The sequence below is a fragment of the Cryobacterium sp. N19 genome, assembly GCF_002929595.1.
GTDB lineage: Bacteria > Actinomycetota > Actinomycetes > Actinomycetales > Microbacteriaceae > Cryobacterium > Cryobacterium flavum.
Genome location: NZ_PJJR01000037.1, coordinates 12,868 through 30,145 on the forward strand (window position 1 = coordinate 12,868; position 17,278 = coordinate 30,145).

18 protein-coding genes and 2 pseudogenes are annotated in these 17,278 nt (G+C 61.9%); 10 read left to right on the top strand and 10 right to left on the bottom strand.

Annotation, left to right across the window (positions count from 1 at the left end):
• Positions 1–39: 39 nt before the first annotated feature.
• Positions 40–635, top strand: a pseudogene (locus tag CXY78_RS21990) (NYN domain-containing protein).
• 36 nt (positions 636–671) lie between these two features.
• Positions 672–851 (top strand): hypothetical protein, encoded by a 180-nt coding sequence (locus tag CXY78_RS21385; RefSeq protein ID WP_233197127.1) that lies wholly within the window; start codon positions 672–674, stop codon positions 849–851.
• Positions 852–874: 23 nt separating this feature from the next.
• Here CXY78_RS21385 and CXY78_RS01210 read toward each other — a convergent pair whose 3' ends face one another.
• A complete protein-coding gene (locus CXY78_RS01210; RefSeq protein ID WP_092342519.1) occupies positions 875–1,303 on the bottom strand; it encodes a DUF6234 family protein in 429 nt (142 codons plus the stop codon).
• A 291-nt stretch (positions 1,304–1,594) separates the two neighbouring features.
• Here CXY78_RS01210 and CXY78_RS01215 point away from each other — a divergent pair, with 291 nt between their 5' ends.
• Both CXY78_RS01215 and CXY78_RS01220 read left to right on the top strand, forming a co-directional pair.
• Complete coding sequence (locus CXY78_RS01215) at positions 1,595–2,179, top strand: recombinase family protein (RefSeq protein ID WP_104087662.1); 585 nt, start codon at positions 1,595–1,597, stop codon at positions 2,177–2,179.
• 118 nt (positions 2,180–2,297) lie between these two features.
• Positions 2,298–2,714, top strand: a complete 417-nt coding sequence (locus CXY78_RS01220; protein ID WP_104087663.1) for a DUF5684 domain-containing protein — start codon at positions 2,298–2,300, stop codon at positions 2,712–2,714.
• Positions 2,715–2,864: 150 nt separating this feature from the next.
• Here CXY78_RS01220 and CXY78_RS01225 read toward each other — a convergent pair whose 3' ends face one another.
• On the bottom strand, positions 2,865–3,506 hold the full coding sequence (locus tag CXY78_RS01225) for a hypothetical protein (RefSeq protein WP_140425614.1): 642 nt from the start codon (positions 3,504–3,506) through the stop codon (positions 2,865–2,867).
• A 505-nt stretch (positions 3,507–4,011) separates the two neighbouring features.
• Here CXY78_RS01225 and CXY78_RS01230 point away from each other — a divergent pair.
• Complete coding sequence (locus CXY78_RS01230; protein ID WP_104087678.1) at positions 4,012–4,485, top strand: RES family NAD+ phosphorylase; 474 nt, start codon at positions 4,012–4,014, stop codon at positions 4,483–4,485.
• Between the two features lie 313 nt (positions 4,486–4,798).
• Here the strand turns inward: CXY78_RS01230 and CXY78_RS01235 are convergent, their stop codons facing one another.
• A complete protein-coding gene (locus tag CXY78_RS01235) occupies positions 4,799–5,191 on the bottom strand; it encodes a VOC family protein (protein WP_104087666.1) in 393 nt (130 codons plus the stop codon).
• 126 nt (positions 5,192–5,317) lie between these two features.
• Between CXY78_RS01235 and CXY78_RS21390 the strand changes: the two genes are divergently transcribed.
• Complete coding sequence (locus CXY78_RS21390) at positions 5,318–5,476, top strand: hypothetical protein (RefSeq protein ID WP_233197141.1); 159 nt, start codon at positions 5,318–5,320, stop codon at positions 5,474–5,476.
• A 330-nt stretch (positions 5,477–5,806) separates the two neighbouring features.
• Here CXY78_RS21390 and CXY78_RS01240 read toward each other — a convergent pair whose 3' ends face one another.
• From CXY78_RS01240 to CXY78_RS01255, 4 genes are all read right to left on the bottom strand, one after another.
• The gene (locus CXY78_RS01240) at positions 5,807–6,973 is read right to left on the bottom strand and encodes an MFS transporter (protein ID WP_104087668.1); all 1,167 of its coding nucleotides are present in this window, start codon (positions 6,971–6,973) and stop codon (positions 5,807–5,809) included.
• Positions 6,970–7,308 carry a helix-turn-helix transcriptional regulator gene (locus tag CXY78_RS01245; protein WP_167552447.1) on the bottom strand — a complete coding sequence of 113 codons (339 nt, stop codon included), beginning with the start codon at positions 7,306–7,308 and terminating at the stop codon, positions 6,970–6,972. Before CXY78_RS01245 ends, CXY78_RS01240 begins: the two co-directional genes overlap by 4 nt.
• A gap of 408 nt (positions 7,309–7,716) precedes the next feature.
• On the bottom strand, positions 7,717–8,208 hold the full coding sequence (locus CXY78_RS21995) for a GNAT family N-acetyltransferase (RefSeq protein ID WP_104087669.1): 492 nt from the start codon (positions 8,206–8,208) through the stop codon (positions 7,717–7,719).
• Positions 8,209–8,458: 250 nt separating this feature from the next.
• Positions 8,459–9,469 (bottom strand): YafY family protein, encoded by a 1,011-nt coding sequence (locus tag CXY78_RS01255; protein ID WP_104087671.1) that lies wholly within the window; start codon positions 9,467–9,469, stop codon positions 8,459–8,461.
• A 95-nt stretch (positions 9,470–9,564) separates the two neighbouring features.
• Between CXY78_RS01255 and CXY78_RS01260 the strand changes: the two genes are divergently transcribed.
• From CXY78_RS01260 to CXY78_RS01270, 3 genes are all read left to right on the top strand, one after another.
• Positions 9,565–10,599, top strand: coding sequence for an NADP-dependent oxidoreductase (locus CXY78_RS01260; protein WP_104087672.1), 1,035 nt, complete (start codon positions 9,565–9,567; stop codon positions 10,597–10,599).
• Entirely contained in the window at positions 10,596–11,987 is a 1,392-nt protein-coding gene (locus CXY78_RS01265; RefSeq protein WP_233197140.1) for an MFS transporter, read from the top strand. The genes CXY78_RS01260 and CXY78_RS01265 overlap by 4 nt, the downstream gene beginning before the upstream one ends.
• Positions 11,988–12,420: 433 nt before the next feature.
• On the top strand, positions 12,421–12,672 hold the full coding sequence (locus tag CXY78_RS01270) for a hypothetical protein (protein WP_092342562.1): 252 nt from the start codon (positions 12,421–12,423) through the stop codon (positions 12,670–12,672).
• A 511-nt stretch (positions 12,673–13,183) separates the two neighbouring features.
• Here the strand turns inward: CXY78_RS01270 and CXY78_RS01275 are convergent.
• The 3 genes and pseudogenes from CXY78_RS01275 to CXY78_RS01285 all read right to left on the bottom strand — a co-directional run bounded on the left by CXY78_RS01275 (position 13,184) and on the right by CXY78_RS01285 (position 15,513).
• Complete coding sequence (locus CXY78_RS01275) at positions 13,184–14,407, bottom strand: FAD-binding domain-containing protein (RefSeq protein ID WP_369827214.1); 1,224 nt, start codon at positions 14,405–14,407, stop codon at positions 13,184–13,186.
• A 325-nt stretch (positions 14,408–14,732) separates the two neighbouring features.
• Positions 14,733–15,299, bottom strand: a pseudogene (locus tag CXY78_RS01280) (hypothetical protein).
• Positions 15,300–15,306: 7 nt separating this feature from the next.
• On the bottom strand, positions 15,307–15,513 hold the full coding sequence (locus CXY78_RS01285) for a hypothetical protein (RefSeq protein ID WP_092342558.1): 207 nt from the start codon (positions 15,511–15,513) through the stop codon (positions 15,307–15,309).
• A 130-nt stretch (positions 15,514–15,643) separates the two neighbouring features.
• Between CXY78_RS01285 and CXY78_RS01290 the strand changes: the two genes are divergently transcribed.
• Positions 15,644–16,612: a hypothetical protein gene (locus CXY78_RS01290; protein WP_140425615.1), complete on the top strand. Its 969-nt coding sequence runs from the start codon at positions 15,644–15,646 to the stop codon at positions 16,610–16,612.
• Positions 16,613–17,278 lie beyond the last annotated feature (666 nt).

A 17,278-nucleotide genomic window follows, 5' to 3' on the forward strand; every position in this document is an offset into this window, starting at 1 on the left:
CAGGACTAATTGTTGGGCGCTGACTGCCATGCTTGTCACATGGCGAAACCGAACGATCTCCTCGCAGTCCTTGTCGACGCGGACAACGTGTCCCCTGCAAAGATCGGCGCAGTCCTCGCCGAGGTCGCACGTTTCGGGACTGCCTCTGTCAAGCGGGTTTACGGTGATTGGACCAAGCCGAACCTGAGCAGTTGGAAGCCTATTGCGAGCGAGCACGTGATTCAGCCGATGCAGCAGTTTGCCAACACGATCGGCAAGAATGCGACCGACAGTGCACTGATCATTGACGCCATGGACCTGCTCTACACGCGCCGCTTTCACGGGTTCTGCATCGTGTCATCCGACAGCGACTTCACCCGTCCCGCATCCGCGAAGAAGGCGTCACCGTCTATGGGGTCGGAGAGCGGAAGACACCCCAAGCGTTCCGCAACGCGTGCGATCAATTCACATACCTCGACGTGCTCGACGAGGCTGCAGCGGAGAGCACCGCGGCAGCGCTCACGCGCGTTCCGCCTCCGAAACTACGCAGCGACACGAAGCTCATCTCCGGGCTGCGGATAAGCGTCACCCCTGCATCCGGAGAGGACGGATGGGCGAATCTTGCCACGGTGGGCCAGTTAATGCGTAAGCAATAGCCCGACTTCGACTCACGAAACTGGGGCTATGCCAAGCTGTCCGACCTAGTTCGAGCGACGGAACTCTTCCTCATCGAGACCCGACCTGCTGGCGGACTGCAGCTACAAAACAAGAAGAAGAACGGTGACTGCGCACGGTCTCGACCGGTGCGAGAGCACAAGGGCTTCAATCGCTCGCGTTGCTCAACCCCAGGCCTGACGACCTGCACGCGGTAAACCCCTTCAGCGGGCCCGGGAACTCAGCCCCCGATGCAGTCACCGCTTCCGCTGTAGCAGGGGCGATAATTCGGGTTAATCGTTGAAGCCGGGGGTTCAGGGCGCCAGTCGATCCTTGGCACTGACATCAACAGCGCCACTCCAAGAGCCATGATCAACGCGACGCTCGCGATGAACACGAGGCCGACCCGACGCTGCACGATTGCCCTCACGAGCAGCCCGACTTGAAGGGCGAGCGTGATTCCGGCGGTCACCCAGTAGCCCACGATGTCCGAGGTTGGCGGCTGCGGGCTCAAGCTTGCTGAAAACGCGCGGCGTACGAGCTCGAAGGTCAGCACGAAAGTCACAAACGCGGACCCGAGAGTAAGCAAGTCGAAGCCGCCCCTTTTTGCAGGGGCGGTTGCGTGGTCACTGACGGTAGCAACGTCGCCGATTCCCCGCCATTCGCTCATGACGCCAGCCTAGTCACGGTCGCTCGGGAGCTGATCTGGCAGCTCGACCCCTCTGGACTCGTCTGCGATTTCCTAACTCGTCACTTCAGGCTACGCATAGTCCCGGAGGTGATCGTGATCGCTCGCCAGCACTTCTATCGTGGCAAATGCGGACGGTGCACTCTACTCACCTCTATGACCGCGCGCGTCGGATCTCGGGTGCCGGTGCTCAACTGGCGCTCAGTACCTGCAAGCGGGACCCCCACTGCGACGACTATTGACCCGTTCACAGCAGAGCGGGATGGTCTCGCCATGGATGGATTACTCATTGGATACGCACGCGTTTCCACAGAGGAACAAGATCTCACCGCCCAACAAAACGCCCTGGAACGACTGGGCGTTAGATCGTCACTGATCTACACCGATCATGGTCTGACCGGAACGAACCGGGCCCGGCCCGGCCTTCGCGAAGCGCTGGCCGCCTGCCGTGCTGGAGACACCCTCGTCGTCGCCAAACTCGACAGACTTGCACGCTCACTTAGAGATGCGAAAGACATCATTGACGAGCTGACGGCTAAAGACGTCAAGCTGAGTATTGGCGGAGCGGTGCATGATCCGAACGATCCGGTCGGGCGCCTCCTCTTCAACGTACTGGCGATGGTCGCCGAGTTCGAGTCGGACCTGATCCGCGCCAGAACGCCGGAAGGAATGCAGGTGGCCAAAGCGAAGGGACGTCTTCGCGGTAAGCAGCCCAAACTGTCGGTGGCGCAGCAGAAACACTTGATCGAAGTACACAACGCTGGCCTACATTCCAGCGCTGAACTGGCGGAGCTTTTCAACGTTGCGCAGTCGACCGATTATCGAACTATCCAACGTCAGTCCGACTCGGGCCATTGATCGGGGCCTCAACCGAAGTCTCGTTGCCGGACTTGCCGGTCCGGCAACGGGAACCGTAAACGGGCACTTTCGACGTAGCTAAACTTGCGTGGAAATCGGTCAGAATCGGGGGACTTCAATGTTCGATTTGCAGGCAGTCGGCGAACTGATAAGCGACCAGGATCTCAGCGGCTACAGAACCGCTTCCCTCCTCATCAGCGTTTGGTCTTACGTGATCACTGTCATCGCACTCTGGCCAGTTTTTGCAAAGACAGGCATCGCAGGATGGAGCGCGCTGATTCCGATCTTGAATACATACGTCCTGGTCAAGATCGCTGGACATCATGGGGCACTGACAATCCTGTATTCCATCCCCATCGTGAACCTCATCGTCAGCATCGTCGTGGCATTCGGCTGTGGGCGTGCGTTCGGCAAAGGCGGAGCGTTCAGCTTCTTCTTGCTGTGGCTGCTCTCGCCCGTCGGTTTTCTCATCATCGGCTATGGTCGATCGAAGTTCGTCGGCGATCTCGGCAGGCAAACGATGCAGGCCGCGTAGCCTCTGCATGTCGCGGTGGCAACCTTGGGCGACACAGGTCGCGACAGATTGCTGAGCCAGAAGTTGGCCGGCTCGATGTTTCAAAGGGGAATTCCCTGCGCGACGGATCCGCGGCCAATCGGGCCGATTGCCGAGCGCCCAGATTCTGGGTCAGTGGGGGGACCGTAGCTGGTCGCCCGGCTGGAGCGCAGTGCCGGCTGCGCACCCGAGCTCTCCGGGCTGAAGCAGAACCTTGGGCACCTGCACCACCTGCACGCCGTCGACGTCTCGTTTCACGAGCAGGCAGTCGTCCCCATCGCCCATCGCGAAGCCGATGTCGCCGTCGACTACCGTCGCCTCGGGATCGAACGCGACCTCACGCTCACCGGTCGGCTGCGGCATCCGCTTGACGATCTCGGCGACTATGTCGTCAGCGGATGCCGCGGACGGCGCGTTTGTCAGCACCTCGACGACGAGAACCTCCGCTCCGTCGGGAACAACGTCAACCAAGCGGGTGTCGACCGGAGGGGGGATGCGCTTTGCGTCCGGCGGGCAAGCGATGTCGTGGGCGACCGCTGTGTCGTCGCTCCATTCGCCGGGCTCCTCGGTCGCGACGCCCCAGAAATCGAACTGCGACTCAAAGCAAGCGACGTGCGGCCCTTCGTTCGGGGTGGGCTGTATCGTCGCACGAAACTGCAGCGCTCCAACTGGTTCGCCGTGGATCGCGCCGGGATATGGTTCGTAGCCGATCAACTCGACTACGGTCGATTTCTCGGTGTCGGTGTCAGCCCAGCGGGCATAGTCATCGATCACGTNGACGTCCGTCCCCTCACGGTAGAGACCCCGAGAGACGTCAGCGACTGCCTTGCGCGCCGACACTTGTGACACCGCGTCCGACGCCGGGACTGCTCCCGCGCAACCAGTGAGCATGCCGCACACCGCGAGGGACAACCATGCGACGGGGCTCGGATGGTGTCGGTTCGAAACGGAATGGGGCACGTTGTTGATCAAACCACAAGTCGGCCGGATGTTGTTGCGTGGGGGATGGCCCACATCAGCACGGCGTCAACGCCGAAGGCGAAGTCAAGCGGTGGTAATCATGTCATCGACGGTACCGCGGCTCCCCGCCCGCAAGCCGGACGACCAGCGCGACAGAGACGAGGCCAAACCACTCGGCGGCGGACCGCGCCGATGCCGTGTCACTGGGGAACGGTCAACGGGACGGTCCATGGCGATCTGTGCGTCGGGTAGCGTCGGAAGGGACCGGTCGGGACGTTCTGGGGAGTGATTAGTGTCGGGTGAACCCTTGGTGGAACAGGTGGGTGAGTTCTGGTCCTGCGTATCCGGATCGTTCTATCGCGCCGTAAACCCTGCGTATCAAGACGCAGCGCTTCTTGGTTCGCGTCTGGCCGGCAGGTACTCGGAACCGAATCAACGCACTCTGTACCTGAGTTCATCTCCTGAGGGAGTCGACGCGGCAATGATCGCCCATACTCAGGGTCGTGTCGACGAGCTCGTCTTGCTCAAATTTCACGTGGAGGCCCATAACATTGTCGATCTCCGAGACCCGGCCGTACTCCTGGTGGCCGGTGTCAACCTTGCAGACGCAGTCGCGCCTTGGCAGGACATTGTGAAAAACGGCGGCGAGCCCGCGTCGTGGAAGGTTCGCCGACGGCTAGAGGGTCTCGGAGCGAATGGCCTCATCGATCCTTCTCGCAAGCGCCCTGGCCGTTGGCATCTCACGCTATTCAGGTGGAATTCTGCGGATGCCCCACGCGTGGCTCTCGACTGACCTCCCCGAGTTCCACCTCGACGCCGAGCGTTAGGGGAACGTCCACCAAGACACCCGAGCCTGCGATCACTGACGCTGGTCCTGTTCCCAAAACATATTTGCTAGAGGAAAATGACTCTGTCAAGCTGATGCAGCAACCGTGTGACACGATCGGTCAAAGGGACTCTAAGCCATGATCTGCGCGGCCGATAGCGTTGTCCGGTCCGGCTGATCGGCCGTCCAGCGACAGAGTCGCTGGTTTCACTCGTGCGTGCCCTTGGTTGAGCGTCCGGTCCTATCCCCGGACGCTCAACCAAGGCGGTGCTGCTCCTTCTCAGGCCGGCGGCGCGAAGAACTCTAGCGGCAGCCCGTCGGGATCGCGGAAGGACAGGCCTGACCCGTATCGGGCGTCCTTGATCGTGTCGTGGCTGACGCCGAGCTGGTCCAGGCGTTTCTCCCAAAGTTCCAGCTCGGACCGGTCTGCGACGCCGAATGCGACGTGATCCAAGCCCGCACAGCGCTCGCTGAACGGCGTCGTCACGTCCGAGTCGGGGAACTGGTGCAGACCGACGAGGGTGCCGCTCACCATCCAGACGACGTGGCGGAAGGGCCCGGTGTCCTCATCGAGCACTGGCTGGTCCTCGAACAACTCCGTGTACCAGGGGACGCTCACCTCAAGGTCTCGTACCGTGAGCGCCACATGGGCGATGGGTGGGAAAATCGTCATCGATGGTTCCTCCTGGATTCCAATAAGCACGATCGTTCGTGCGTACGTCAACCCTACGGTCGTTCGTCTCGCAACCGTCGAGGGGATCGGCGGGCTCTCGATCGCGAGACTGGCCGACGCTGTGGGATGAGCAAGAGCGTCCTGTTCGGCCACTTCGGCTCCAAGGAGGAGCTGCAGCTCGCGACCGTCGAGGAGGCGGACGCACTTTTCGCCACCCAGGTGATCGAGCCAGCGACGACCGCGTCCACGGCCCCCGAGCGGCTGCACCTGCTGGTAGATCCGTAAGCGCGCCAAGCTCCCCGCATCGAAGCGCTTGGTTGATTCGTGCCCCCTGTCTTCTCGGACTCTTCACGCCAGCGGCCTGCCCCCGTTGATGTGGATCCTCATGGAAGCGTTTCTTCGGAGGGAAAACCAATGGCGTGCAGGGTTCTGATCGTATTACAACCGCCCCACGCCCGTTCCGCAAGACGAACCTTGACCGGGACACATTTTTATCAGCTCGAGACCGTGGGATCCAGGAACGGCGGGCGCTTGCCCGGCTTCACTCCTGGCGGCAGGATGGATGCTAGCGGTGGACGTTTTACCGCCGAGGTTGGCAACGGATTGGTCGGCGTGTCACGCCGCCACGGTGGCACGAGGTTCAGGTTGCGGGCGGAGCGCGCTGATAGTGAACCAGGCTGCGAGGATGACCGCCAGTCCTGCAGGGATCAAGGCCCAAACAATGAGTTCGGTGGCTCTGGTCCCTGTGAGTAACAGGCTACTTCCAGCAGCAGCGCCGACGGCGGAACCGAGATACATTGCCGCCATCTGGAACGCGATGATTGGCATCGCCTGCTCGGGTCGATCCCCGACGAGGGCTTGCTGCACGGTAGGCACGCTTGCCCAGCCTGCCGCGCCCCACAATGCTGCTGCGATTAGCCAGACTGCGGGGGAATCGGACACCCACATCGCAACGAAACTGGTCAGGAGGACTCCCGGCAGCACGATCAACAGGACTCGTGGCCCATAAGTGTCCAGTGGTCTGCCAATCAGTGCAGAGCCAGTGACGCCTCCAATGCCCCAGGCCCACACGAGTGCGAAGCCCCACCCTTCGAGGCCCTGGGTTTCTGCCATCGGCAGCACATACGTGTACAAGCCCAGACTGGCAACGCCGAGTAGGAATGCGATCAACACCCCAACGCAAGTTCTCGCGGACCGGAACACTCCAATTGCCGGGCCTATCGATGTCGGCAACGACGGCAACGTTCGAGCGCGCACAGCGAGTGCGAGCATGCCGAGCACACCAACGATGACGACCAGCCCCATCGTCCACCGCCAATTCAAGAGATCGCCGATGAGCATCCCGACCGGCACACCGACAACAGTTCCGGTGGACAGGCCGAACGTCACCATCGCCGTGGCCCGGCCCCGCTCGGACTCGGTGACCATCGCGGCCGCGGTTACCGTCGCAACCGCCGTGAGCACGCCCGCGCCGGCACCCGCAATCAGCCTGGAAGCGAGGAAGACCTCGATTCCAGGCGCGACCACAGTGATGAGGTTACCGAGGTTGAAAACGCCCAGCGCAATGAGCAGTGCACGTGCGGTGTGTCCGCGGCTGAGTCTCCCCGACATCATTGGGCCAGCCAGCGCATATGCGCCGGTGAATGCGGTCACCCCGAGCCCGACAGCGGCCAACGTCGTGGTCAGCGAGTCCGAGATCGAAGGCAGCACCCCGGCAAGCACATAGGCATCAATCCCCAGAGCAATGGCGGCGGCAACCAATGGCCATACCTTGCGAATCATGCCTCGGCCATCCCTGGATTTGATTCCTGGTAACCGTGAAGCACGGTGTCGATAAGTCCCGGGAAACGAGTTTCGAGGTCGTCGCGACGCAGCTGGATCATGCATTTACGACCCTCTGCGCGGACGAACACGACACCGGATTCGCGCAGCAGGCTTGTATGGTGTGTCAGCGTTGACCTCGGAAGGTCCGGCCCAAGCTCGATACTGTCAACTTCACCCCGCTCCGAGAGCAGCTGCACCATCGACAAACGCAGGGGCTCACTCAACGCGAACATCACTCTCGGGATCGCGATGTCCCCAGTCTCTGGATGCTTGTACACGCGTGCTGCTGCCATCTGGCCCACCTCCTATCGTTCGACTATTCTCGCACAAGCATAGTACGAGAATAGTCGAACGATAAATCGTGGGTCGCCGCAAAACGGGCCAGCGTGTATCAATGGCTTGATGACTGCGTGATCACGGCGACAAATGCCACCCAGCATCTCTGACGGAAACTAGAAAGAGCGCTACCCTCCAGAACAGTTGCACTGGCCAAACTGTGGTGCTTCATTTCGCCATCTCCAAGCCGCCCCGCAAGCCGGACGCCGAGGGGGACACGCAAACGGTCGATCGGCGACTTTCATCCGTTCCGTTTGGGGAACGCCCTACGGGACCCGACGAGATGTGGATATAAGCCGAGCGAACGTCACCGACTTTCCGTTCCGAATTCTTGCAGGCACCTGCACACCGGTCTTGCCCGGCCTCTACACCAGTTCCTTCCGGAACCAGTGGTTCGCGTACGGGTCCGAGTTATGCGCTTCCCCTTCAACGAAGCCGAGGGACGCATAGAGGTCGCGCGCCTCAATTAGGTCGGTGCGAGTGTCCAACCGGAGGGTACGGATTCCCATTTCCAGGGAATTGCGTTCCAGTTCCTCCATCAGCAGACGCCCCAAGCCGCGTCCACGTGCTGCAGATTCAACGAAAACTCGGGTCACCTCTCCGATAGCGTTAGGGCGAACTCGCATTCCTGCGCAGCCGAGCACAGAGAGCCCCTGGCGGGCGAGCAACAGAATCCCCGTAGGTGCGACGAGGTCACCGTTGGGGTATCCGGCTTCAGCATCTCGAACTTCCCCACGTGTAGCGGGCCGTTGATGGTACCGGCCAACCAAGTCCTCGTAATACCGAGTCGACACATCCTGAGCTTCGGCGGAGGTGGGCGAGGCGGCAGAGATAACGATCGGCAGGGCGGGGAACATACGTCCCAGAGTACTTCTCGGCGGCGGGGCGCTCTGTCCAAGGCCGAGACAGCTGGTTCTCCGCCCTCCCTTAGGAGGAACCCTCAACGGGACTGTCTAATTTCGAATCTATCGCTGACTTTGCTGACGTCATTGAACCGGCCGCTCATTGTCGAAAACTTCGCTGGGTAGAAGTGGCGCGTCCCTGAAAGCGCACCGTGGGCCTATGCCTAATTAACCTGCACGCCACAGTTAGGAGCTAACACTTCTGCTATTTCGCCGCAGACCTCCCTGTGGCCTCTTTCGAAGCTGTGCGTTTTGCCTCGGTGGCGATGGTCGCAAATGCCGCTCGCAGCGCTGGTGGTTCTACGACGGTTAGGGGTCTATCCATCAGAAGCAGCCAGCGTGCGATCGCGTTGTAGCTGTCCGCGCCGGCCTGGATGATTGACGTTTCGGCTGTTTCCTCGGTGATGGTTCCCCAGGCGGCTGAGATCCAGTGGGCGACCTCAGCGCGGGGAGCGTGAACGCGCACGGTCGCGGTCACCTGCCGGACCGCCGCATTGACTCGGCCCGCAACATAGACATCGAGGTCTTTTGCCGGCGGTTGTCGAGGGCGACTTGAGGCTGGCGTGATGGTGGCATCTGCTAGGCGGTCGACGCGAAAGATGCGCCAGTCGTTCACATCGAGGGAGAACGCGACGAGGTGCCACCGGTTCATCGTGCGAACGAGATGAAGGGGCTCAAGGTGTCGGCACCCCTTCACTCCCGAGCGCCCCTGGTACGTGACCTCGATTTGTCGGCGGTCCCGGCACGCTCGAGCAAGCTGCACGAGAGTGTTCGCGTTCACGGGCGCCGGGTCCGAGCCGATCTGGCTGCCCAGGTCGATGCGGCTGGAGTTCTGTGCCAGGGCATCGATCGTGGAACGCAGTCGGGGCGGCATGACGCGATTGAGCTTGTCGAGGGCGCTAAGCGCCCCAGGGGCTGCACCACGATTGCCTGTCGCGGATGCATCCTGCAGCGCGAGGAGGGTGGCAATTGCTTCTTCGGCGTCGAACATCAGCGGAGGCAATGTTGTACCGGCTTCGAGCTGGTAGCCACCACCAGTGCCGTGAACGCTGGCCACCGGGTAGCCCAGATCACGAAGCCGGGCGACGTCGCGTCGAACAGTGCGGGCCGTGACCTCCAGTTCGACTGCTAACTCGGCAGCATTCCACTCCCGGGTGCGTTGTAGCAGCGCTAACAATCTCAGCAGTCGTCCGGAGGTATCCCACATAATCTTCATCTTCCACCCTGTAGCGGACAATACCTGTCCGGTACTGCTTCTACGGTGGCACCTGCCCGGCAACCACCGGGCCGAACCGAACTGGAGTACTTCACATGCCCAACATCACCGCGCTTGCCACTACCACCGAGGAGATCGTCCTGAACCAGTACCGCACCGATCACACCATCTCTCCTTCGCACTGCCTCACGATGCAGACAATTGAAGCCGCACGTCTGGAGCCCGGTCAGGTTCGCGTGCGGAACGATTTCATTCAGATCACCGCCGTCATGGCCGATCTCATGACGGAACATCCCGGTCTTCCAATGCCGCCCTATGCGCTGGGGACGCCGCTCTGGGGCGGGGCCGTTGGAACAGTCACAGAGTCAGCAGCCGACCTGCCGGTCGGATCCGTCGTGACTCACATGAGCGGATGGCGGGAGGAGACCGTCGCGGCTGCAGAAACGTTTTGGCCGGTACCGATCGAAGTCCTGCCGGGAGCGGAATACGTGCTGAATCAAGGTGTCACTGCGTATCACGGGATCGTTGATATCGCCCAGGTCCGTGAGGGCGATGTGGTTTTCGTCAGCGGGGCTGCGGGCGGCGTTGGTTCACTCGCCGGACAAATTGCAAAAGCGCTGGGCGCGAAGACCGTCATCGGGAGCGCAGGCAGCGATGACAAAGTCGCCTACCTGGTTGACGAGCTCGGCTTCGACGCCGCGGTCAACTACCGTACGGAGTCGATCGCCTCCCGCTTGCAAGAACTAGCGCCAGAAGGCATCGACGTCTTCTTCGACACGGTTGGCGGTGACCAATTTGTGGCGGCAGTTCAGGCCGCGGCTCCCGGTGCACGCTTCGCGCTCTGCGGGGCACTGGCCGGTCAGATTGATGGCGGCGACGCAGGCAGTCCGCGTCTTGACATCATGACGGCCATCGTCAAACAAATTGAGATTCGCCCCTTCTCTACCTTCCACACCCCCCACCAGATCCAAGCTTGGAACCAGCACTACGGGCTCTGGCTCAGCGAAGGCAAAATCGTCTTTCCGCACACCATCGTCAACGGCGGCCTTGAGGCGGCGCCGGCGGTCCTTGACGGACTCCTCCTGGGGAAATTTCGCGGCAACGTCATCGTTCGCCTCGACCGCGAGTGAAACAACAACGCGCTGTCCTCGCCGTCTGCAGTATTGCGCAGTTCCTGGTCGTTCTCGATAGTTCAATCTTGACTGTCGCACTGCCGCAGCTGGCAGCAGACCTCGGCATCTCACGAGAAAACCTGCCCTGGGTCGTGAACGCTTTCGCTATCCCGATTGCCGGGCTGCTCCTCGTATCGGGACGTTTAGCCGATACGTTTGGGGCGCGTCGGATCCTGCTTATAGGGGTTGCCCTTTTTGCAGTGGACAGTCTGGTCGGGGGAACGGCTCCAACGGCCGGCGTCCTGATCGCGGCGCGCATGGCCCAGGGGATCGCTGCTGCGCTCATCTCGCCAGCGACGCTGTCACTGCTGTCGCTTTCCTTCCCTGCAGGCCCGGGGCGCGCTCGTGCTTTTGGACTGTGGGGTGCCGCGGCAGGTAGCGGCGGTGCGATTGGCGTTCTCACCGGCGGTCTGTTGGTCGAGTGGTCGAGTTGGCGGTGGACTCTTCTCGTAAACGTCCCGCTGTGCGTGGTTCTCCTTGGTCTTTTGACCATCGCTATCGGTCGTATTCAGCCAGTACAGAGGGGCAGCCTCGATCTGCCCGGAGCGGCGGCGGGGACAGTCTGCGTCACGACCCTGACGCTGGGGTTCGCGTCGCTTCAATCAAAGTTGCTCGACGTCCCCGCGGCTGTCTGGTTCGTCACAGCAGCGGGGAGCCTCCTCCTGTTCGTCTTCATCGAAATCGGGTCATCGTCGAATCCCTTGTTACCCCTTCGACGCTTGGCCGGGGAACGGGTGTGGCAGCTCCCCACGGCAATGCTTCTCGTCGGTGGGGCAATGACCAGTACTTTCTATTTTCTGACCCTGAATTTCCAAGTGCACAGAGATCTGAATGCGCTCCAGACAGGGTTGTCATTTCTGCCTTTGTCCGCGGCCGCCTTCATCGCAGCCGCCGCCTCTCCGGCCATCGTAAGAAAGCTCGGATCCATGAATGCGGCTGTCCTCGCAGTCTTACTCATGAGTGTTTGTCTGTTCGCCATCGCCGCTGTAGCCCAAGACGGTTGGACGGGTGCGATCATCTTCATCAGTGCTGGCTTCGGCGCCGGCATGGGGGTGGCGATCAGTACCCTTGCAAACCTCATCACGGCATCCTTTCCCAGCAGCCTCGGGGGCATCGCCTCCGGAATCCTCACGACTGCGCAGCAGATTGGGAACACCGTCGGACTCGCGGCTATAGTCACCATCGACCTCGGTACTGCATCTCCAAGCCACAACATTGCGTTCCTGGCGGCCGCGGTACTGGCGCTCATCGCAGCCGGATGGCTGGCCTACCAAGCTACGACACGACGATCCAACAGATCAGTCGACACACCATCGCCACGTACTGCTGCACACAACAGCCTCTAAATCGTTGCGGCAGATCATCGGCTGAGATTAGGCCAATAACGCCGGGTCCCGTAGGACGAACGTTTAACGGGTCTCGAGTAGATCGACCGCGGGTACAGAACGACGCGCGCTGGTGGGGCACTCGTCATTGCAATGGTGGCAACTGATGCCCCGGCCATGGCGTCTACCCACTCGGTTTCCTCCGCATCGTCGACCGTAGTCACGACTCATGCGACCTCAGCTGTGGCCTCGGCTGCGACGGCCATTCGGTCTGCGCGGGATCTTGGGCCGTTCTGGGCTCAGGCCGAAAGACTGATTGGCGGCTTCTCTGGGTCTCTAATCGCTTCCGCGACTAGCCCGTGGGCGGCGGCGGCCGCATGGCGGCCTACCTCGGTAGTGTGAGCCAAGAGAAGCGCGACAAGGCCGGGAATTTCGCCTACTGATGAATACTAAAATGAAGGAGAACACCGTGACCGAAAGACGGGAAGGTCAGGCCAAGCGGCCAAGCGGCCGTCAGATCGTGGGCTGGGTCGCGATCGTGTTCTGCGGGTTGCTGGCCTTCGTTAATGCCGCCACGATCGCGTCCAGTGATGGGATGCGCGCGTTTCTGATCGTCGCCGGCGTCGTGCTTATTGGAATCTTGGTTACCCTTCTGGGCCGCTGGTTCTTCAAACGCGAGAACCCTGCGGGTCCGAAGGGGTGCTGACGACCCTTCCCATTTTTGAAGAGGGGCAGCACACATGGGCTGCCCTTCTATTTTATCTATCCACAGGTAGGTGTCGCGCTCCGCTCCGCGGCACTCGATTTGCGCAGTGGGCCCATTCTTGCCTCGGACGCTGACCGCCACTAACCCAATGAATGTCAGTCTTGCTGCCCATCCCGCAAGCGTAACCCTTGAGGGGTCTGCTGCACGGTTAGGTGACAGTAGCCGACATCCCCTGAAAACATTGGTGACAGGGCATTTCCTCGACGATGTGAGGTAATCACGATACTCTCCGCGTGCTCCTCCAATGTGGGTACGGCGTTGTGAAATACATCGCAGTATTGACTGAACACCACCGGTGTCCCGTTGGCCTCCGAAGTGGGGGTTTTGCGCTTTGCGATTTCACGACGCCGACTAGTAAGCAGTTACCGACGCTCTGGGCATTGTGCCGCGTGATGTGTCCGGCGGTTGCTCGACTCTGCTGATCGTGTCGCCCTGTGTCAGGGTCCCGGGTCTACAAGCCCTGCTGGCGCAGCAGTTCAGGAATACGCTCGCGGAAAGGGAAGAACCCGCGCGCGGCGTAGGGCCAAGCGAGCGTGTCCCAGCGCCGCCTGACGATCGTGACCGTTATTCCCTCCGAGGCGAGAGCGGCGCCGAGCGTCAGCATCCGTTGCTGCACCGGGCCTACCGGTGCGTTCGGCATAACCACCGTATCGAGGCGTTCGGACTCCGCCCACTTCAGAACCGTGGAGGGGAGCGCGTCGGGTAGCACTCTCGCCGGTCGCCCGAGGGCGTCTAAGGCCCGCTTGGCAGCGTCATCGAGGGCTGATGCCGTGAATCGCCGCACTGCAGCCGAGGCGCCGGAGGGCGAGCGCTCGTCGGGATCGGTGGATCCGGCGATAGCCACGAGTCGGCTGTTCGAATCCAACCAGGAAAGCTCGGCGCGCAGGCTTGCCGCGTCCAGATCCTCTTCGTGCAGCAACAGCCCCACTCGGGCGCCCAATGGGGTGGATTCGGCGGGAGCAATCGGTGCCCGCGTTGGCAGTGGCTCTTCGATGATCGCTCGTGCCGACGTGGCGAGTCCCGATGGCGAGAACCGGCCCTCGGTGTAGCGAGAAATGTTCGATGCCGTCGCGAGGTAGGTCTTTCCGGCGGTCTGAAGCCCGGCAACCCACCGCCAGGAGAGCGTGTTGGAGGCGGCATCGCCATCAAGAAGGTGTCGATAGAAGAAGTCCGCACCGAGTTGCCACGGCAGGCCGAGCGTGAAGATCCAGATGCTCGCAAACCACATGCGGGTGTGGTTGTGCAGGTATCCGGTGTCCACAAGCTCACGCACCCACGCATCCATCGCATCAATGCCGGTGTGCCCAGCGATAGCTTCGCGGTAACCTCCGGAGCGTGTGTCACTCGCGAGCCCGAGCTCGGCCACATCGCGGCGATACCGTCGCCACACCTCGGGATTCTGCTCGAGCCATCCCTTCCAGTACGTCCGCCAGAAGACTTCCTGCACAAATTTCTCGCATGCACCGAACCGATGCCGTTCAAGCACAGCCGAAACCACTTCGCGCTCGGTCAGGAGTCTGTGGCGGAGGTACGGAGAGAGACCGGAGACGTTTTCACGGGAGGGTCCAGTGTCGTGATTGCGGTCTCGCGTGTAATCTAACCCTGCATGAGGGACGAACAGGCCGAGGGTTTCGAGGCCGGCAGCTCGGGTAGGAGTGAACATCCCTCTCATCATGCACCATGTGAATTTGAGAAGGTCCCGTCGGCCCCCTGGGGCAACCCAGAACGGCGAACTTAACCGGTCGTCGCAACGAATTGTTGAATTCGCCGCCGGACTGCGGGACAGATCTGGGGCCAAACCGCCCGGCGGCCGTGCCGCTGATGCCGTGTCACGCGGGGACGGTGAGCGGGCACGTCCGCACGGATACTGGGATCTGCGGGTCACGAGCCCGAGGGTGTCGCGTTTGCCCCGACCTTTGAACAGTCGCGCTCAGGTGCGTTAGCTGCGACAGCGAAGCAGGTCCTTTTGCGCCCTTCGCAAGAGCCAAGGCTTGGCGATATCAACTAGATTCAGCGCGCGAGTAGAACGATGCCTCGGCATCGCGGCGACGCGCGACGTCATCGACCGCGAACTGCACGAAGTCCTCGTCGCGAACGATAATGACAACGTCCTCCACGGCGTCGGCGGGCGCTTCGCCTGGCCATGACGTCTGCCGAGTCGAACGATCCCGCTCCAGCCGCGTCCCCGAGATCGCGACCCATTCGCGAAGTCGCTGGCGGGCATCCGCGAAGTCACGGTGCCAGCCGAGCGGGGCTGAGCCGTGCTGGTCGGGGTCGTAGGCGCCGAGCCAGTGTAGGTGCAGCGCGGAGAGTTCCCAGATGAGTTCGGGGTGGCGGTGCCAGAACGGCGGCACGACGGATGCTGGCAGCCCGTGGGTGCGTCGCAGCCAGTTCACCCAGTGGTTGAGTTCGATCCATTCAGTTTCGGCGTCGTCGGCGCTGAGGAGGTTTCAATTGATCGGATGCGGCGGCTCCGCAGTGAGCGGCCCGTCGAGATCTTCCAACGAGCTTGCTCCGAACGCGTCGTCGTGTTCACCGGATGCCCACTCGACCAAGGACTCTGCCATCGCTGCTTCACCACCCCGAGCTGGCGTGAGCAGCTTCCGTCTCGCTGACGATTGCCGTCTGCGTTGCCGCAGCGTCCTGTTCGCTGCCCTGAGCCGAGCGATTGGTTCTAGTGATCTGGTAGTTAGTGCGAGCGAGATCATGGCCGATCTTCTTGGCGACGAACTCTTCGCGTTGGATGGTTTCGCCGTCGCGCTCGACCTGGAAGGTGCGCACATATCCTTCGGCGACGAAGCTGTCGCCTTTGGCGAAGCTTAATCGGGATTCGATCCGTCGGGCCGCGGCTCGCCGGCATCGTGAGGCGGAGGTGCGGGCGCGGGGGAGGGAGCGGGCGAAGCGGTGGCGGGTGGAGCATCCGGAGCGCAGGCGGGAGTATCAGCAGCGGTGGGTGGCGGAGAATCGCGAGAAGGTGCGCGAGTATTACAACCGTTACTACGAGGCCCATCGCGGCGAGGTGAATGCCCGGGGCGCGGCCAGGCGGGATGCGGACCCGGAGCGCACGAAGCAGATAACCCGGCAGTGGGCTGAGCGCAACAAGGAGCGTCGTGCCGAGCTGCAGCGCAACCGGCGCAGCGATCCGGAGATCTACCGGTCCGAGCTGGAGGCCAACGCGGCGGCGCGACGGCGGAAGCGCAGCCTGAGTCGGGCCGGCCTCCCGCCAAAGCTTCTGCACGCGACTACTGCGGCCGAGCGCCGGGCCAACGAGCGCGAGGCCGACGCCTATTTCAGTGACTCGTCACGGCCCGAACATCTCCGGCAGTTCACGGTGTTCGCGGAGTCGCTCACCGAGCACATGCTCAAGAACGGTGCCCGCATGCGCGATTTCGCCGACGCCTACGTGGAAACTAGAGCACGCATGGGGCTCCCGCCAGTTTCGGTGGAGACCATCGTCTACGCCCAGGCGGTCGAATTCGTCACAGAGCGGATGCGCCGGGTCGACCTCCTGACCGGCCGCGACGTCGCAGCGGCCGTTCGCGCCACGGAGGCCATGGTTCGGCGCGAAGAGCGGCAGCAGCAGTTCGAGCGACTCATAAGAACAGTCGTGACCCATGCTCACCGCAATAGTGCACGGTTTCTCGTCGACGCGGAGATGGATAACCAGGCTAGGACTCATCGGGGAAAGCCTCGTGTGCCCGTCGAGTCACTGGTCGTGCAGCTTGCGATGCAGGAGGTCGTTGGGCGCGTGCCCACGAACAGGCTGACAATCGAGGATGCTCGGAATGTTGCCCGCGTCGCGCAGCAGCGCGTTGCGATGTCTTTCCAAGGTCCTGCGGACGCGGTAGACGAACGGATTCACCGACCGTCCGTCGGGTAACTGGCCTTTGGCTTGCCACCCCTGGAGATGGGCATATTTCGCGATCTCTCTGGTCGCCTGCCCAGATCGGTCAAGCGCGGTCGCGACCGTTGTGCCGAAGCACGACCAGGAGTTCGGCTCGCGTTCGGTATCGTATGTCGAATGGGTGGGTCTGGGACCAAACATGGGGACTTGATGCGCGCACGTTTATTCAACGTTTATTGCGTCGAGACCAGCCGAGATGGGCCTAGGTGATGCGATAGAATTGCAATAGAAATCACAGGGAACTCCTGATCAGATCGAGATCGGACGAGTTCAGTCTAGGTTTCGCAATGAGAGTCGCTCGGCTAAAAAGGGTCCGCCGCAATCCGATTGTCGTAGGTTCGATTCCTACCGGGGGCACCACGCCTGGGTGACTGCAGTGAGTAATGCAGAAGGCCGCGACTCGCTGTTTTGCTCGAGGCGAGCCCGGTCGAAGTCAAAGATGAACAGAATTCCGGCCGCGCTTGATGGTCTTAGGTGCGCCAGGGTGGTTCGGGGTTGGTGGTGTTAGCCCGGTGGCTCTGGGTGGGCCGCCAGGTTTGGGTCGGGTCCCAGAGCAGGGGGCCGCGTACTTGGGGTCGGCTGTTGATCATGCGGATTTTCCATCCGCTGGTGTCGATGGTGTGGTGGTGGAACCAGCAGAGG

Excerpts from the sequence above, each read along its gene's own strand:
- CXY78_RS21995 (WP_104087669.1), bottom strand. The coding sequence starts at position 8,208 with ATGTTCCCCGCCCTGCCGATCGTTATCTCTGCCGCCTCGCCCACCTCC.
- CXY78_RS01270 (WP_092342562.1), top strand. The coding sequence starts at position 12,421 with ATGAAGGAGAACACCGTGACCGAAAGACGGGAAGGTCAGGCCAAGCGG.
- CXY78_RS01260 (WP_104087672.1), top strand. The coding sequence starts at position 9,565 with ATGCCCAACATCACCGCGCTTGCCACTACCACCGAGGAGATCGTCCTG.
- CXY78_RS21390 (WP_233197141.1), top strand. The coding sequence starts at position 5,318 with ATGAGCAAGAGCGTCCTGTTCGGCCACTTCGGCTCCAAGGAGGAGCTG.
- CXY78_RS01240 (WP_104087668.1), bottom strand. The coding sequence starts at position 6,973 with ATGATTCGCAAGGTATGGCCATTGGTTGCCGCCGCCATTGCTCTGGGG.
- CXY78_RS01215 (WP_104087662.1), top strand. The coding sequence starts at position 1,595 with ATGGATGGATTACTCATTGGATACGCACGCGTTTCCACAGAGGAACAA.
- CXY78_RS01210 (WP_092342519.1), bottom strand. The coding sequence starts at position 1,303 with ATGAGCGAATGGCGGGGAATCGGCGACGTTGCTACCGTCAGTGACCAC.
- CXY78_RS01275 (WP_369827214.1), bottom strand. The coding sequence starts at position 14,407 with ATGATGAGAGGGATGTTCACTCCTACCCGAGCTGCCGGCCTCGAAACC.
- CXY78_RS01245 (WP_167552447.1), bottom strand. The coding sequence starts at position 7,308 with ATGGCAGCAGCACGCGTGTACAAGCATCCAGAGACTGGGGACATCGCG.
- CXY78_RS01235 (WP_104087666.1), bottom strand. The coding sequence starts at position 5,191 with ATGACGATTTTCCCACCCATCGCCCATGTGGCGCTCACGGTACGAGAC.
- CXY78_RS01255 (WP_104087671.1), bottom strand. The coding sequence starts at position 9,469 with ATGAAGATTATGTGGGATACCTCCGGACGACTGCTGAGATTGTTAGCG.
- CXY78_RS01220 (WP_104087663.1), top strand. The coding sequence starts at position 2,298 with ATGTTCGATTTGCAGGCAGTCGGCGAACTGATAAGCGACCAGGATCTC.